The organism is Prosthecobacter sp. (assembly GCF_044222565.1).
Taxonomy (GTDB): domain Bacteria; phylum Verrucomicrobiota; class Verrucomicrobiia; order Verrucomicrobiales; family Verrucomicrobiaceae; genus Prosthecobacter.
Genome location: NZ_JBGANA010000013.1, coordinates 143,304 through 158,985, shown reverse-complemented (window position 1 = coordinate 158,985; position 15,682 = coordinate 143,304). Strand labels below are relative to the sequence as shown.

The window sequence follows — 15,682 nt, the reverse complement described above, 5'->3', positions numbered from 1 at the left end:
GGGTTTCCCCTGTTTCCAAAAACTCTGCAAAAATGTCCTCGCCCGTGCGGGTGGCGTGCTAATCTCCGGGCGAACCCACTGTTCGCCATGAAAAACACTTTCAGCCTCGTGCTGCTGCCAGCCATGACGCTGGCGTTCGTTGCCGCTTTTGCCACGGCCAATGCGGCTCCGGCCAAGACCGCTGCCCCAGCCAAAACACCGCCTGTGCAGGAACTGCATGCGGACATCACCATCAATCCTGAGGAACTCGCGCCGGAATCCACCATCGAAGTCGTGTTTCCGACGGCGATGGTGGCGAAGGATCAGATCGGCAAGACGGCGGCCACTTCGCCGCTGGTGGTGGTGCCGGAACTGACGGGGACGTTTGAATGGACGAGCACGCGCAGCGGCCACTATCATTTGACGCAGGCGCCGAAGTTTGCGGCCAGCTATGATTTCAAACTGCGCAGCGGTTTGACAGATCTCGCGGGCAAACCGCTTTCGGCCGAGAAGCTGGATTCTGTGAACAGCGCGCGGTTTCTCATCGTGGACCAGCATCCGCGGTGGTTTGATGACGATGCGCAGAACCGCAGCCCGCGCTTTTTGTTTGAGTTCAATGACAGCGTGGTGCCCGCCGAAGCAGCGAAGTCCATGAAGTTCGTCTCCGACGCCACTCCACCAGCGACCGTGGGCGCGAAGGTGCGGCATGCGACGGGCAAGGATTTCACGCGCATGAGCGCCGATCCGCAGGCGACATGGGCGGAGCAAATTTCCAAAGCCAAGCCTGCCGTGGCGGATGATGCCGCACGCCTGAGCGCGCTCATTGTCGAGCCTGAATCCCAGCTTGCCATCGGCAAATGGCGTCTGGTCATCGCACCCACTCTCAGCAATGCCACGGGCATCAATCAGATCGCCGCTGCCAGTGAAGTCCAGCTGGGGGAGATCAAGCCGTTTGAGGTGAGGGAGGTCGAGGCGCACACGCCCTTTGACAGCGACTACTACATTGATGTCGATTTCAACAAGCGCCTGCTGCCGCCGACGAATGACGAAGTGACACAGGAGATGACGGATGCCCTGGCGAAGAAGCTCGCGCCGTTCGTCACTATTAAGAAGGCGTCCGGGGCCAAGGACGAGGCGGCGGTTGCGGGGCTCAAGGTGGAAATTCTCGGCAGCACTCTGCGCTTCTCCGGACCGTTTGAGGTGAACAAAAAATACAGCGTGTCCGTGGCCATGGCGATGACCTCGGGGGACAATCTGCCGCTGCAGGCGAACTACAAAAACGAAGTCACGTTCGTCCCGAATCCGCCCTACCTTGCGGCACCGTCCTTCCTCAATGCACAGCTTGCCAAGGGGGACGGGAATTATGAATTTAGCGCCGCCAATGTGACCCAGGTGCGTGTGCGTGCCAGACGCCTCAACGGCCCCGAACTGCTCAAAACTCTCGACCAATACCGCGCCTATCGCAGCGCCTACTATGGCAACGACAAGCAAAAGGCGGCCTACAAGATGCAGTCCATCGAGACCTATCCAGGCACGCAGGTGTTTGACCGCAGCTTTCCGGTGAACAAGCCTTTGGACCACAGTGAGATCCTGAAACTGAACTGGCGCGAGGTGCTGGGCGATTTTGCCGCGGCCCCGCTCTTCATCGAGCTGGAGGGCACGGCTGCCGCCGGCCTCACGCAGAAAGGTGTCGTGACCCAGACGCTGGTGCAGTTCACCGACCTCGGCATCATGCAGAAGAGCAATGGGCGCGAGACGATGGTGTTCGTGACATCGCTGGAAACGGGCAAGCCAGTCTCGGGTGTGCGCCTCACGCTGGTAGACAGCGATCTGAAGCTCATCGGCTATGGAGACACCGACGCCAGCGGCATCGCCACCTCGCCGGGCGCCTCGCCGGCCTTCGTCCTTGCTGAAAAAAACGGAGACTGCGCCGTCATCGAGTGCAGCGACAGCTCAGTGGGCGTGCCGTATGAAATCTCGCGGTCGTATGAAGACGTCTGGCAGCCTCAGCGGCGCACCTTTGTGTTCTCTGACCGGCCGATCTACAAGCCCGGAGACACCGCGCACTTCAAGGCACATACCCGTCTCCTCACCGGCGACGATTTGAGCCTCGATCCAGCGCCTCCGCAGGGACGTCTGGTGGTCCGGGATCCACGTTATCGCATCGTCATCGACAAACCGGTCACCTTTACCGCGAACGGGGCGTGGGCGGACGATTTGGTGCTGCCGACCGGTCCGGCAGGCTGGTATGATCTTTCGATCAATCTGAAGTCGGCAAATGGCAACAGCCAGAGCAATGACGGCGGCAGCATGTCCTTCCGCATTGACGACTACAAGCCAAACACGTTTGAAGTGAAACTCGACACGAAGGCGCTGAAATTTCAGCCAGACCGCATCCATCTGCCGCTCAGCGCAAACTACTACATGGGCAAGGCGTTGTCCGTGGCCAAAGTGCAGTGGAGCGCAAACTCGCAGCGGAATTACGAACCACCGGAGGCCTATCGCCGGTATCATTTTGGCGAGGCTGATGCGTGGTCGCACTATGGGCAGGATCGTGATGCTGATGGCGATTACGAAGGCGGATCCAATAGCGAAACTGAAAACGAGTGGTTCGTAAACGGCAATCTTTTCCTGGCGGAAGACGGCACCGCCACGCTGGAAATGCCCCAGCCTCCGCCGGACCGGGCCGCGCTGCCGCAGCGTGTGCGGGTGAATGCGGAAGTCACAGATATCAATGAGCAGACCATCAGCTCAGCGACGGAGTTTGAAGTGCCGGGAGCAGATTTTCTGCTGGGCCTTAAAGGGCCGGAGTATTTCGGCACCGCGGGCAAGGCGCTGCAGCTGGAGGTGGTGGCGATTGATTCCAAAGGCGCTCCCGCAGCGGGCAATGTGCGCGTGGATCTCAAAGTGGAGCGTCAGGAATACCACACACTCAAGATTGCCACCGCGGGCGGGGGCTCGACGACGAAGGACCAGGTGGTGCTGCGCGAGGAGTTGAAGCAGAGCCTTGATTTGAAAGCCACGACGGCTGGCTCGGCGCCATCGACCACAGTCGCGTTTACGCCTGCCGCAGGCGGTGTTTATTTTGTGACAGCCGAGGCAGTGGACGCCAAAGGCACCAAGGTGCTCTCGCGCATGCCGTTCTATGCCATCGGCGGTAAAGAATTTCCATGGGCGATGGAAGATGGCAATCGCATGAACTTGCAGCCGGAAAAGACGACGCTGAAGCCCGGTGAAGACGCCGTCATTGTGGTCAAAACGCCCATTGCGGGAACCGCTCTGGTCACGCTGGAGCGCAACAAGCTGCACCGCCAGTTTGTCACGGAACTCACGCTCGAAAACCCAATCATCCGCATCCCATTGGGCGAGGACGAATTCCCGAACGTCTTTGTGTCCGTCATCGTCATCCGTGGCTCCGCCGCCAGCACCAAGCAGCACAAAATGCCGGAGTATCGCATGGGCTACTGCGCTCTCACCGTGGAGTCAGACGCCAGGGAGCTTAAACTCGCGGTGAAGCCTGATCGGGAAGAAGTGCGTCCTGCGGAGGCGGTGAACATCACCACGACGATCACGGATGCCAAAGGCGCTGCTGTGCCCGGGGCGGATGTGACGCTTTATGCCGTCGATGAAGGGGTGCTGAGCCTCATGAAGCACGAGACGCCGGACCCGTCCGCGTTTTTTCATGCTGAGCTGCCACTGGCCATCGACAGTTTCACCTCCTTTGACAGCCTGCTTTCGGAAGAGGCCAGCGCCCGAGATCGCGGCAACAAGGGATTCGTTGTAGGCGGCGGGGACGGGGATGGCAACGGGCCGGAAATGAGCATTCGCAAAAACTTCGTCGTAACGCCATTGTGGCTTGCCTCCGGGACCACGGATGCGCAGGGCAGGCTTAGCGCCAGCGTCACCGCTCCGGACAATCTCACGCGCTATCGCATCATGGCCGTGGCCGCGCATGGAGCGGACCGCTTTGGCAGTTCTGAGTCCGCCTTCAAAATCAACAAACCTCTCATGGTCGATCCAGCAGTGCCTCGTTTTGCACGCCTGGGCGATGAGTTTCTCGTCAAGGCCGTCGTTCACAATACCACGCCGAATGCAGGGGCTGTGGAGGTCATGCTGGAGCTTGATGGCACGGCGAATTTCATTCAGGACAAGCGCGATTTCATTCCTGCCTCCCTCAAGGCAGACGCCGGCGGCAGCGCGAAGCAGCAGAAAGTCATTCTGCAAATCAAAGGGGGTGAAACTGCGGCGACGGCCTTCCCGGTGCAGTTCGTGCAGCTAGGCACTGCAAAGTGGAAATGGAGCGCGCGCAGCGTGAACTGGCCCGAGGCTGTCAGCGATGGCACCGAATCTGTCTTTGAAGTGAACCATCCCGTGCCCGAACTAAGGTATGTCAGCTACACCCGTCTCAAGGCGGATGAGCCGCAGGAGAATCTCATCAAGGACGTCAATCCGGCACTGCTTGAAGGTGAAGGCTCGCTCTCGCTCGGGATCAGCAACAGCCGTCTCTATGAAGCCCGGGATGCGCTGGACTATGTGCTTCAATATCCCTATGGCTGCGTGGAGCAGACGACGTCTGCCACGATGCCCTGGCTCGCGCTTGGAAAATACGAGCCGCTGTTTCCTGATCAGCTCGGCGGAGGCAAGACAGCAAGAGTCGTGCAGGCGGGTGTGGACAAGCTTCTGCAAATGACCACGGACGAAGGCGGCCTGGCCTACTGGCCTGGCGGCACGGAGTCCAGTCTGTGGGGCAGTGCGTATGGCGGCCTGCTGCTGCTGCGGGCACGCGATCAGGGCGCGAACGTCCCGGAGGATGCGATCAACAAGCTCGTCGAATATCTCTCGAAGAAACTGCGCGGCCTCGAAGAGGAAAAGGACCTCTACATCATCACTGACTCCGCCCTGGCGCTTTACACCCTCGCGAAGGCAGGGAAGCCAGAGCCTGCCTATCAGACCCTGCTCTTCGGCAAACGCGAGCACCTCCCGGAAACAGCCAGGCTTTACCTCGCGCTTTCCATGTGCCTGAGCAATGCTCCCGAACAGCAGATCAAGGATACCCTCGGCTGGAGGCCTGTCGAGCCTCCTGCTCCAGCCAAAGCGGACAGCAAAGCCAAAAAAACCGACAGCAAGGCCAAAGTCGCCGCGTCCAAGAAAAAAACTGAGACCAAGGCCAAGTCCACGACACCTGCGCCAGCACCCGCGCCGCGCCCGGTGGTGTGGAGTCATTGGGCCGGCAACGGGGCGAACAAGGCGCTGCGCCTTATTTGCTACACCCACCTTGGCCTCACCGAAGATGCGGAGCGTCTTGCGGTATCGATTCTCCAATCCCGCAACGGTCGCGGGGAATGGGGCAACACCTTCACCAATGCCTGGACATTGACCGCGCTGGCCGCTTATGAACGCAGCCTCAAGAAAGTCGGCGAGCCGCTCACCGCGACCAGTCATTGGGACACGCAGGCAGTACCGCTCAACTTGGGCGCGGGGTTCTCCAGCACGCACGTGAATTTTGCGCTCAATCAGGCGCTGAGCGCGAAGCCGCTCAGTGTTGAGCTGCCAGCGGGTCGTGAGATCTATGGGCGTATCGAGGCGCGGAGCTTTCCGCCGAAGCGCGACTTTGCGGGTGAAAACAAAGGCTACGCCATCGAGCGCAGTTATGAAAAGCTGAACATGGATGGATCGACCTCCGGCACGGAAGACCTCCGCGTCGGGGACATGGTGGTGGTTACGCTGAAGATCGAGATTGGCGGTGGTGACCGCTACCTCGCCATCGATGACGCCCTGCCCGCCGTCTTCGAAGCCATCAATCCCGAGTTCGGCACCCAAAGCGAACGCGAAGGCGACCAACTGCCCGACGGGACCCAGCCATGGTTCTGCGACCACCGTGAAATCCGCACTGACCGCGCCCTGTTCTTCACCGACTTTGCACCTGCGAAAGGCAAGTTCAGCCTGCAGTATCTGGCCCGCGTCATCGCCGAGGGGGACACCGTAGCTCCGCCTGCGCGCATCGAGGCCATGTATCAGCCTGACAAGTATGGCCTCAGCCCGACGCAGCGAGTTCGCACGCTGCCATCTCCTGGTGCGAAGGTGGCGGAGGTGAAGTAGCCTTCACTCTTCTCATAGGGCATATGGGCAGACAGATTCGTCCTTGGTTTGGGTGGTCCAGTTTGGGCTGGATCACCCTCCTTGTGGCCGCAGGCGTTGCCTGCTGCAGTGATGCCGAGATTACATGGGACGGCCTCATTATTGTCTCGTGCCTGACGATCTCCGCCGGCGTGTGGTGCGGCGTGCGTTTGCTGGTTGCGTTGGTTCGTCTTTGGCGCTTTCCCGAAAAGGGGCTGGCACTTGGTTGGTGCGGCGATGCGCTGGTCATCGGCGTATCTCTGTTCGCATATCACCTGCATGTGTTCACTTTGCCCCGGTTTCTCGCCAGCAGGCCAGCCCTTACCACTTATGTCGAATCACAGATGGAAGAAAGTCGGGGCAAAACCCCGAAGGAGATCTTCAAACAGCGGCGTGAAGATGCTGTCGGTAGCTTCACAATACGTCATTTAATCGTTTCTGAAGCCAAAGACGGCAGCCCTCAGGCCCTGGTGATCACCGTTGAAAATACTGTCACAGATGCAGCAGGCTTTGCTTATGTTCCGAGCGGTGCAGAACCTCTTCAGCCCTCCGGCTTTGGCCCATGCTACTTCGAACATCTCTTGGGCTTCTGGTGGCTTTGCCGGCTTGATTATTGAGGGCCTTGTGTTCATCTCCCCCATCCAAATGAAGGAAAAATCGACCAGCTATCGGAGGAAGAGCGTTGAAGTCATCCGCTGAATCCATTGCCCATATCCGCGCCTCTTTCCCAGAGCAGGGCTTTTTCGCTGAGAAAGAGTGGGTGCTTTCGCCGGAAGCATTCGCGCTGGATGAGAAAACCGTGGGGCTGATCCGCTCACTCGGCCCGGCGTTGCGTGCTTTTCAGCGGGCCTGCAACCGCTTGTACTTCGATGAATCCTATCCCTGGGTGGCAAAGCTGCTGGATCAGGGAAAGCCGCAGCGTGTGCTCGATCTCGGCCGCAATCCGCGCTGGCACGAAGATCTGCCGCGCGTGCTGCGCCCGGACCTGGTGCTGACGGAGACCGGTGTGACGATCTCAGAGCTGGATTCGCTGCCCGGTGGCATTGGTTTGACCGCGTGGCTGAATGAGACGTATGCAGCACTGGGCAAGGACGTGATCGGTGGCACCGGAGGAATGATCGAGGGATTTGCGGCCGCTTTTCCGAGCGAGGACATTTTGATCTCGCGGGAGTCGGGCGATTATCTGCCCGAGATGAGCTGGCTGGCCGAGAGGCTGGGCCGCCGCGTGCTGCGTCCTTGGGACGTGCAGCCCTACGAGCTGAGCGGCTCGGCGATTTATCGTTTTTTTGAACTGTTTGATCTCGCGAACGTGGAGAACGCCGATGCCATGCTGCGCATGGCGGAGCGCGGAGAACTGAGCTTCACCCCGCCGATCAAAGCCTTCCTTGAAGAGAAGCTGTGGCTCGCATTGTTTTGGTCTCCCGCACTGGAAACCTACTGGAGCTCTGCTTTGAGCGTGGAGCACCTGCAGCTCTTGCAGCAGTGCATCCCCATGGGCTGGGTGGTGGATCCGGTGGAACTGCCACCCTTCGCTGTGTGGCCGAAGCTCGACATCCAGAGCTGGCATGAAATGAAATCGTTTGGCGGCAAGCAGCGTCAGCTGGTGCTGAAAATCAGCGGTTTTTCGGAGCGTGGCTGGGGATCGCGCGGCGTGTTCATCGGTCACGACCTGTCTCAGGAACAGTGGGGTGCGGCGATCGATGAGGCACTGGCGAGTTTCCCAACGAATCCATTCGTGTTACAGGAATTTCACCGGGCCAAGGTGGTGACGCATCCCGCTTGGGACGAGGCCAGGCAGGCGACACGAGCGATGCAGAGCCGGGTGCGGCTCTGCCCGTATTATTTTGCGACGTCGGAAGAGGATGATGATCCCGCGCTGGGCGGAGTGCTGGCCACGGTCTGCCCGGCAGACAAAAAAATCCTGCACGGGATGCGGGATGCGATGATGCTGCCTTGCGTTGCGCGCTGATTTCCGCTCCATTAGCGGCACCATGAAGCTTCTTCCCGCCCTTCTATTCTTCTCGACCTCTGTTTTTGCCGCGGAACCGATTGTCGTGAAACTCTGGCCCGGCGGCGCACCGGAAAAGCCGGGGGTGAAGATCGAGGCTGAAAAGGAAATTCCGAAAAAATCGGCGGATGATGTGCTGCGCATCACCAACGTCACTGATCCAATGATCACGGTTTTTAGACCGGAAAAGCCCAACGGCACCGCCGTGTTGGTGTGCCCTGGCGGAGGCTACGGCATTCTGGCCTATGAGCATGAGGGCTCCATGGTGTGTGATTTCCTCAATCAGCATGGGGTGACGGGCATTCTGCTGAAATACCGGGTGCCAAAGCGTGATCCGAAAGACCCAGGCCGTGAGGCGCTGCAAGATGCCCAGCGCGCGATGGGGATCATCCGCCACCATGCGGCCGAGTGGGGCCTGAAGCCGGACCGCATTGGCATTCTTGGGTTTTCTGCGGGTGGTCATCTGACCGTGATGACGACGCTGCATGCGAATGAGCGGACGTATCAGACGGACCCCGCGCTGGATGTCGACGATGCGACGCCGAATTTTGCGGTGCCGGTTTATCCTGCTTATCTTGTTAGCAAAGAGGACATTACGCATCTTCTGCCAGGTTTTGAGGTGACGGCAAAAGCTCCGCCGATGTGCCTGGTGCACGCGGGTGATGATCCGTGGCCAGCGAGCGCGAGCGCTTTGATTTACCTTGAGTACAAGAAACTGAACATCCCCTGCGAGCTGCACATTTACGCAAAGGGCGGGCATGGCTTTGGCATGCGCAAAAGCGGCGGTCCGGTGAATGACTGGGCGAACCGTGTGGCGGAGTGGATGAAGTCGATGGGATACATCCCCTGATCGTGCATCTCTGCGATAGCTTGTGCGCCATGCAGGGGTATGATTGCGCTGTGCCAGCATGAAGACTCGCAAGCCCCGACCTCCTGAGCCACAGCCTGCGGCATCGCCTTCGATGCTGGCTGCCGATCCCTATCGCCTGGTGGTGGAGGATCTCACGGAGACGATCTGCCGCTTTCTTCCCGATGGCACTTTCACGTATGTGAACGAAGTGTTTTGCCGTCTTTTTGGCAAGGAACGGGATGATCTTATCGGCAGGTCCTGGAGGCCTGTCGTTGTGGCGGAAGATCTGTCTTTGATCGAAACACGGCTGAAGCTCATCTCGCCAAACAATCCGGTCGTGGTCATCGAGAACCGCGTTTACGACGGCAAAGGGAACATGCGTTGGATGCAGTTCGTCAATCGTGGCTTTTTTGACGCGCGCGGAGAACTGATCGAAACCCAGTCCGTGGGCCGTGATGTGACCGAGCGTGTGCTGGCGGAGCAACGCCTCCAGGAGGGTGAGCAGCGCTGGAAGTTTGCGCTTGAGAGCTCGGGCTTTGGTGTGTGGGACTGGGAGCTGGCCCGCGACAAAATCTTTCGTTCCAGCCAGTACAAAATGATGCTGGGTTACGGTTCCGATGAACCCATGGATGACACAACCGAAAGCTGGAGGGCTGCGGTGCATCCGGAGGATCTGCCAGGCATCGAGTCCGCCATGCATGATCATCAGGTTCAAAAATCTGACAGTTTTGCCCGGGAGTTCCGCATGCGCTGCAAGGACGGTTCGTGGAAATGGGTGATGGGGCGTGGCAAGGCCATCAGTCGTGATGAGCAGAGGCAGTTTGTACGCATGACTGGTACTCTGGAGGACATCTCCAGACGCAAGGAGGCCGAGAAGCGCGAGGCGCACAACCTGCAGCTCATTGTGCAAGGGGCGCCATGCGCGGCCGTGCTGGAGGCAATTGTGCGCAGTATTGAGGCAGGGCATCCTGGCATGCGCTGCAGCATCATGCTGGCGGACGAAACCGGCACTCGGCTTCATCTACGGGCTGCGCCCAGCCTTCCGGAGTATGTGCGGAAGGCGCTGGACGGCACTCCCATCGCGCCAGACATTGGCATCTGCGGTGTGGCAACTTACTGTGGCAGGCGGGTCATTTGTCCTGATGTTCTGGCGGAGCCGCGCCTTGAATCATTTCATCGACTCGCGGAAAAAGCCAAGCTGCTGGCCTGCTGGTCGGAGCCGATAATCAGTGGCGCGGGTCAGGTGCTCGGCGCCTTCGCCTGCTACCGTCGCGAGGTCTATTCGCCCCATCAAGCCGAAATCCAGGCGATCACAGCCGCGGCACGTCTCGCCGCCCTGGCCATCGAAAATGAGGAGCGCAAACAGGCGCTGCAAGTCAGCGAAGAGCGCTATGCGCGCGCCATGCGCGCCACGACGGACGGCCTGTGGGAGTGGAACATTGTCACCGGGGAGACTTATCTCTCCCCTCGTTGGAAGCAGATGCTGGGATTTTCAGAGGCCGACAACCTGGGGAAGGATCAGGAGTCGTTCATGTCACGCCTGCACCCGGATGACTGGCCGCGAGTGCAGGCCGCGCGCAAGGCGCATTTTGAGCAGCGAGTGCCCTATCAGGTGGAACTGCGGCTCAGCAACAAAAACGGCGAGTATCGCTGGTTCCTCACCCGCGGCGAGGCCGATTGGAATGAGAGGGGCGAGGCGGTGCGGATTACCGGCACCATCTCGGACATCTCAGACCGCAAGAAAGCGGAAAATGCCTTGCGCGAAAGTGAGCAGCGGTTTCGCGCGGTCTTTGAGCAGGCCGCCGTGGGCGTGGCTGAAATGGACACCGCCACGGGCCGGTTTCTCAACGTGAACCAGCGCATTTGTGAGATCAATCAGCTCACGCGTGAAGAGATGCTGCAGCGGACCTTTAAGGACGTGACCTTTCCGGAAGACCTGCCGAAATCGTTCCAGTGCATGGAGGATTTGAAGGCTGGAAAGGTTCGAAGCTACAACCTGGAGAAACGCAATGTTCTGCCAGATGGCAGCCTCAAGTGGGTGAATCTGACCGTCTCACCCATGTGGCTGCCCGGCGAGCCGCCGCTGCGTCATGTGGCTGTGATCGAAGACATCACGGAGCGCAAGCGCGTGGAGCAGGCGCTGCTGGAGAGTGAGCAGGGATTCCGCGCCATCTTCGAGCAGGCTGCGGTGGGCGTGGCCGTCATCCACACTCTCACCGGCCGCTATCTCAGTGTGAACCAGCGGATGTGCGAGATCAACCGCCGCACGCGTGAGGAAATGCTGCAGCTGACCTTCATGGATGTCACTTACCCGGATGATCTTCCGGATGATTTGAATCAGATGGAGGATCTCAAGGCTGGACGCATCTTCAGCTTCAACATGGAGAAGCGCATCATGGCGCCCGACGGAGTGCTGACATGGGTGAATCTCACCGTCTCGCCAATGTGGCGGCATGGAGAGCCGCCCGTCCGTCACGTTGCCGTGGTGGAGGACATTACTGAGCGCAAGCAGGCGGAGCTGAATTATCGCCGTGAACTGGCCTACAATCAGGCTCTCGTGAGCCACACATCCGCCTTCATTGTGGTGCTGGATTTAAAGGGGCGCTTCGTGCATGCAAACGCAGCGTTTAACACCACCATGGGCTACTCCAAAAAGCAGATTGTTGGCAGGACCCCCTGGGAGATTGGACTGATGGACGCAGCCGAGACGGCCCGCTCCAAGGAGCGCTTTGAGCGGTTGCTTCGCGGGGAAACCAATCCGCCCGCCGATTCACGGCTGCGCACCAAGGATGGCGAATGGCGCAGCGTCGAGCTGCGCAGCACAGTGACCCTGAAGCCGGATGGAACCGTGGACCGCATCGTCGTCACTGGCACGGACATGACGGAGCGCAATCGCCTGCAGCAGGAGGTGCTGCGCGTTGTGGAGCAGGAGCAGGCACGCGTGGGGCATGATTTGCATGATGGTGTTGGCCAGACCATGACGGGCATCGTCTCTCTGTTGGAGGCTCTGGAATCCGACCTTCAGGGCGAGCCCCGCCAGCAGGCTCAGCGCATTCATGAGCTGCTGCGGCAGTCCATCTCCGAGGTGCGCCGGATGTCTCACGGCCTTTCCCCCACCAGTGTGAAGTACCGCGGCCTCGTCGGTGCGCTTCAGCTTCTGGCTGAAACCGTGCGCACAAACTTCCGCACGCCCTGCGTGTGCGATGTGGATGCCAGCATCGTGATCCAGTCCAGCGACATCGAGACCCATCTCTTCCGAATTGCGCAGGAGGCGGTAAACAACGCGCTGCGCCATGGCAGGCCGACGCAGGTGAAGCTTTCCCTCCAGCTCGTGAGCCAGACCGAATGCGAACTGCGCATCGAAGACGATGGAACCGGATTGAAAAAGTCCAAGGCAAAGGAGAGAAATGGCATCGGCGTTCGTGTGATGGATTACCGCGCCAACTTGATCGGCGCCCGGCTGACGGTGAAGGCCAAGTCAAAAAAAGGCGTGGTGGTGACCTGCCGGTTTCCGTATGACTCGTCGAAGAAGAAGTAGAAGTGCGGGAGATGCCGCAACTCGCTCAGGATGGCACCGTCTCGGAGGATGACGAATCTCAAAAAAACAGGCACGCAGTCCCGGGTGGGACGCGTGCCTGTTTTAGCTTTGCCTGGCTTCGTTAAGTCAGATCAATGCTTCAGCAGCCACTCGGTGGTGCGGGGATTGAAGTCGGAAAGGCATTCCCAGTGGAAAGCGTGGCCGGCGTTGTCGTAGAGGTGGAGATCGGCACCGGGGATGGCGGCGGCGACTTCCTTGCTCATCCACTGCGGAGTGAAGGTGTCGTCCTTGCCACCGATGACGAGGGTGGGGCACTTCACGTTCTTGAGTTCGTTGAGCGTGTTATGCGTCATGGCGGCGGCGCTTTGGGCCTCCGTGGCATGGAGGGGCTGCGGGGCGGGATTGGTGGCGGCGTCTTTGAGGCCCTGCTGCATGTTGTTCCAGCAGTCATCATTGTCGAACCAGGGCTTGGTAAAGATGAGCATCTGAATCCACTGCATGAAATCTTCCGGGCGCATGTTCGCCTTCGCCTTCATGAGGTGCTGCCAGGTGTAAAGGCCGAAGCGGTCCTGCCGGGCCCAGGTACACATGAGGATCATGCTTTTCACCTTGTCCGGGTGGCGGAGGGCCAGCTGCTGGGCGATGACGGAGCCGAGCGAGCAGCCGACCACGCGGGCCTGCTTGACGCCGAGCTTGTCCATGAGGCCGGCGTAGTCATCGGCCATCATGGCGGTGGTGTAGGGGCCGGCGGGCTTGTCCGTTTCGCCTACGCCACGGTTGTCGCCGAGAATGCAGCGGAAATGCTTTTCCCAGGCCTGCGCGTGTGCATCCCAGACTCCGCCCGGCGCCGTGACTCCCATGATGCAGACGAGCGGTTCGCCGCTGCCTCGTTCTTGGTAAAACATTTTGATTCCGTTGGTTTCGACGTGGGGCATGGCGTTTTGGAGCTGGTTTGTGCGTGGTTGTGGAAAGAGTCCAGAATTTGAACAGGGAAGCACCAGCGCGACAAGTAAAAATCACCTGCCGCTGCACGAACTTCGCGCATAGTGGGTGCACCCATGCCAGAAGTTCCCACCGAAACACCGAAAGCCTCCGCTCCACCCTGGGAAGCAAAAGCTCCGATTACCCGCCGCAGCCTGTCTCGCAAGCTGCTGTTCTGGACTATGGTCGGTGCGCTGGTGCTCGTCATGTTTTACGCCCTGCAGCCCCGCCCGGTGGAGGTCGAGACAGGCTTGGTCGCCCGGGGGCCGCTGACGGTGTATGTCTCTGAGGAAGGCAAGACTCGCATTCGCAACCGCCACATCGTCGCCGCGCCCGTGGCGGGCAGCATGCAGCGCGTGCTTTTGAAGCCGGGGGACGCCGTAAAGGCGGGCGAAACCGTGCTTACCCGCATCGAGCCGGCGCTTTCACCGTTGCTGGATGCCCGGGCCCGTACTCAGGCACAGGCTCGAGTGGATGCAGCACTGGCAGCCCGCAGCCGCAGCAATGAGGACGTTGAGATGTCCCGCACCTCGCTCAAATACGCGCAGGCCAACTGGGATCGGGTGAAGAACAACACGGACAAAGGCACCATCAGCGCCACCGATCGCGACACCTTTGAGCGCGAGGCTGAAATGAAGACGCGTGAGGTGCGCTCCGCTGAGTTTGCCCTCCAGGTGGCCGATTTCGAACTGGCCCAGGCCAGGGCTGCCCTGGAGCAGATCGACAAACCGGAAGCCGGTGGTGCTTTGATTGAAGTTCGTGCACCGGTAAGCGGCGTCGTGCTGCGGGTGCAGCAGGAGAGCGCTACCATCGTGGCTCCTGGTGCCCCCATTTTAGAAATTGGCGATGCCACGGACCTCGAGATCGAGGCAGAGATCCTCTCGCGTGATGCGGTGAGCATCAAGCCCGGGGCGCTGGTCACGGTGGAGCAGTGGGGTGGGGATGAGCCTGCGAAAGCACGCGTGCGGCGCGTGGAGCCCGCGGCTTTCACCAAGGTGTCAGCACTCGGTGTCGAAGAGCAGCGCGTGCTGGTGCTCAGTGACTTTGTGGACCAGACGCCGGCATTGAAGGCGCTGGGAGATCGCTACCGTGTGGAGGTGCGCGTGGCGGTGTGGCACAGCGATGACACGCTCCTCGTGCCTGCGGGAGCGCTTTTTCGCGAGGGCAGCGACTGGAAAACATTTGTCTTTGATGCTGGCAGCGCCAAAGCCGTGGTGGTCAAGGCAGGGCGCACGGATGGCAAGCTCACCCAGGTGCTCGAAGGCCTCAAGGCAGGAGATGAAGTCCTCATGCATCCTCCGGACACCGTGCGGAATGGCACCAAGGTGGTGAAGCGTGAACTGCCGAAATGAAGGCCGGGCACCGCTTGTTGCATCCCGTGCCTGCAGTTTGTGTGTAAGCTTCCTCTTCCCAAACGTCATCCAGTTGTGCAGCATGCATAATCACCATGACCCTAGCACCCGCAGCCGAGCACCCAGCCGCTTCGTTTCACACCACCCGCTGGACCCGGGTCTCCATGGCCAAGGCGGACTCTGAAGACGGGCGCAGGGCGCTGGGAGATCTCTGCGACGCGTATTATGAACCGGTAGTGGCCTACCTGCGCATGGTCTTGCGAGACGCCGATGCGGCACGGGAGACGAGCCATGCGTTTTTTGCTGAAATGCTCGGTGGCGGCACCATCCACTCGGCTGAGCGCGGCCGCGGTCGGTTCCGCTCCTACCTTCTGGGGTCAGTGAAGCATTTCCTCGCCAATCAGCGGGATGCGGCACGACGGCTGAAGCGTGGCGGAGGTCTGGTTTGTGTGACGCTTGATCATCCTGAAGCACACGCAGTTCCGGATGTGCGGGTGTCATCTCCGGATGCCGAGTTTGACAGGCAGTGGGCCGTCACAGTGCTGGAGCGGGGCATGCAGGCACTGCGCACCGAGTGTCATGCTGAGGGATCTGGAGATTTTTTTGAAAGCGTGCGGCCCCTGCTGACCGGCGACTCAAATTATGGCGATCAAGGCGCTCTCGCTGCCGTTTGCGGTATGAAGGTGGAGGCTTTCCGTGTGGCCGTGCATCGTCTCAAAAAGCGCCTGCGCCAGTGCGTGAAGGACGAAGTGGCGGGCACTTTGGAAGATCCTGCCAGCGTGCAGGATGAGATGCAGACTCTCTTCGCAGCACTCGGCGGGTGAAATAATCGGTAAGGTTTGACCTCCATTCCTTCA

The 15,682-nt window shown here is 60.0% G+C and carries 8 protein-coding genes; 7 read left to right on the top strand and 1 reads right to left on the bottom strand.

Features of this window, described 5'->3' with window-relative positions:
- Positions 1-87: 87 nt before the first annotated feature.
- From ACILSR_RS19520 to ACILSR_RS19500, 5 genes are all read left to right on the top strand, one after another.
- Complete coding sequence (locus ACILSR_RS19520) at positions 88-6,078, top strand: alpha-2-macroglobulin family protein (RefSeq protein WP_395751478.1); 5,991 nt, start codon at positions 88-90, stop codon at positions 6,076-6,078.
- Positions 6,079-6,140: 62 nt separating this feature from the next.
- A complete protein-coding gene (locus tag ACILSR_RS19515) occupies positions 6,141-6,713 on the top strand; it encodes a hypothetical protein (RefSeq protein ID WP_395751477.1) in 573 nt (190 codons plus the stop codon).
- Positions 6,714-6,778: 65 nt separating this feature from the next.
- Positions 6,779-8,065: a hypothetical protein gene (locus ACILSR_RS19510; protein ID WP_395751476.1), complete on the top strand. Its 1,287-nt coding sequence runs from the start codon at positions 6,779-6,781 to the stop codon at positions 8,063-8,065.
- A 22-nt stretch (positions 8,066-8,087) separates the two neighbouring features.
- The gene (locus ACILSR_RS19505; RefSeq protein WP_395751475.1) at positions 8,088-8,954 is read left to right on the top strand and encodes an alpha/beta hydrolase; all 867 of its coding nucleotides are present in this window, start codon (positions 8,088-8,090) and stop codon (positions 8,952-8,954) included.
- A 58-nt stretch (positions 8,955-9,012) separates the two neighbouring features.
- The gene (locus ACILSR_RS19500) at positions 9,013-12,492 is read left to right on the top strand and encodes a PAS domain S-box protein (protein ID WP_395751474.1); all 3,480 of its coding nucleotides are present in this window, start codon (positions 9,013-9,015) and stop codon (positions 12,490-12,492) included.
- A 131-nt stretch (positions 12,493-12,623) separates the two neighbouring features.
- Here the strand turns inward: ACILSR_RS19500 and ACILSR_RS19495 are convergent, their stop codons facing one another.
- On the bottom strand, positions 12,624-13,427 hold the full coding sequence (locus ACILSR_RS19495) for an alpha/beta fold hydrolase (RefSeq protein WP_395751473.1): 804 nt from the start codon (positions 13,425-13,427) through the stop codon (positions 12,624-12,626).
- Positions 13,428-13,550: 123 nt separating this feature from the next.
- Here ACILSR_RS19495 and ACILSR_RS19490 point away from each other — a divergent pair, with 123 nt between their 5' ends.
- Positions 13,551-14,825, top strand: a complete 1,275-nt coding sequence (locus ACILSR_RS19490; protein ID WP_395751472.1) for an efflux RND transporter periplasmic adaptor subunit — start codon at positions 13,551-13,553, stop codon at positions 14,823-14,825.
- 95 nt (positions 14,826-14,920) lie between these two features.
- Positions 14,921-15,649: a sigma-70 family RNA polymerase sigma factor gene (locus tag ACILSR_RS19485; protein WP_395751471.1), complete on the top strand. Its 729-nt coding sequence runs from the start codon at positions 14,921-14,923 to the stop codon at positions 15,647-15,649.
- Positions 15,650-15,682: the final 33 nt, after the last annotated feature.

Excerpts from the sequence above, each read along its gene's own strand:
- ACILSR_RS19520 (WP_395751478.1), top strand. The coding sequence starts at position 88 with ATGAAAAACACTTTCAGCCTCGTGCTGCTGCCAGCCATGACGCTGGCG.
- ACILSR_RS19490 (WP_395751472.1), top strand. The coding sequence starts at position 13,551 with ATGCCAGAAGTTCCCACCGAAACACCGAAAGCCTCCGCTCCACCCTGG.
- ACILSR_RS19505 (WP_395751475.1), top strand. The coding sequence starts at position 8,088 with ATGAAGCTTCTTCCCGCCCTTCTATTCTTCTCGACCTCTGTTTTTGCC.
- ACILSR_RS19495 (WP_395751473.1), bottom strand. The coding sequence starts at position 13,427 with ATGCCCCACGTCGAAACCAACGGAATCAAAATGTTTTACCAAGAACGA.
- ACILSR_RS19500 (WP_395751474.1), top strand. The coding sequence starts at position 9,013 with ATGAAGACTCGCAAGCCCCGACCTCCTGAGCCACAGCCTGCGGCATCG.
- ACILSR_RS19485 (WP_395751471.1), top strand. The coding sequence starts at position 14,921 with ATGACCCTAGCACCCGCAGCCGAGCACCCAGCCGCTTCGTTTCACACC.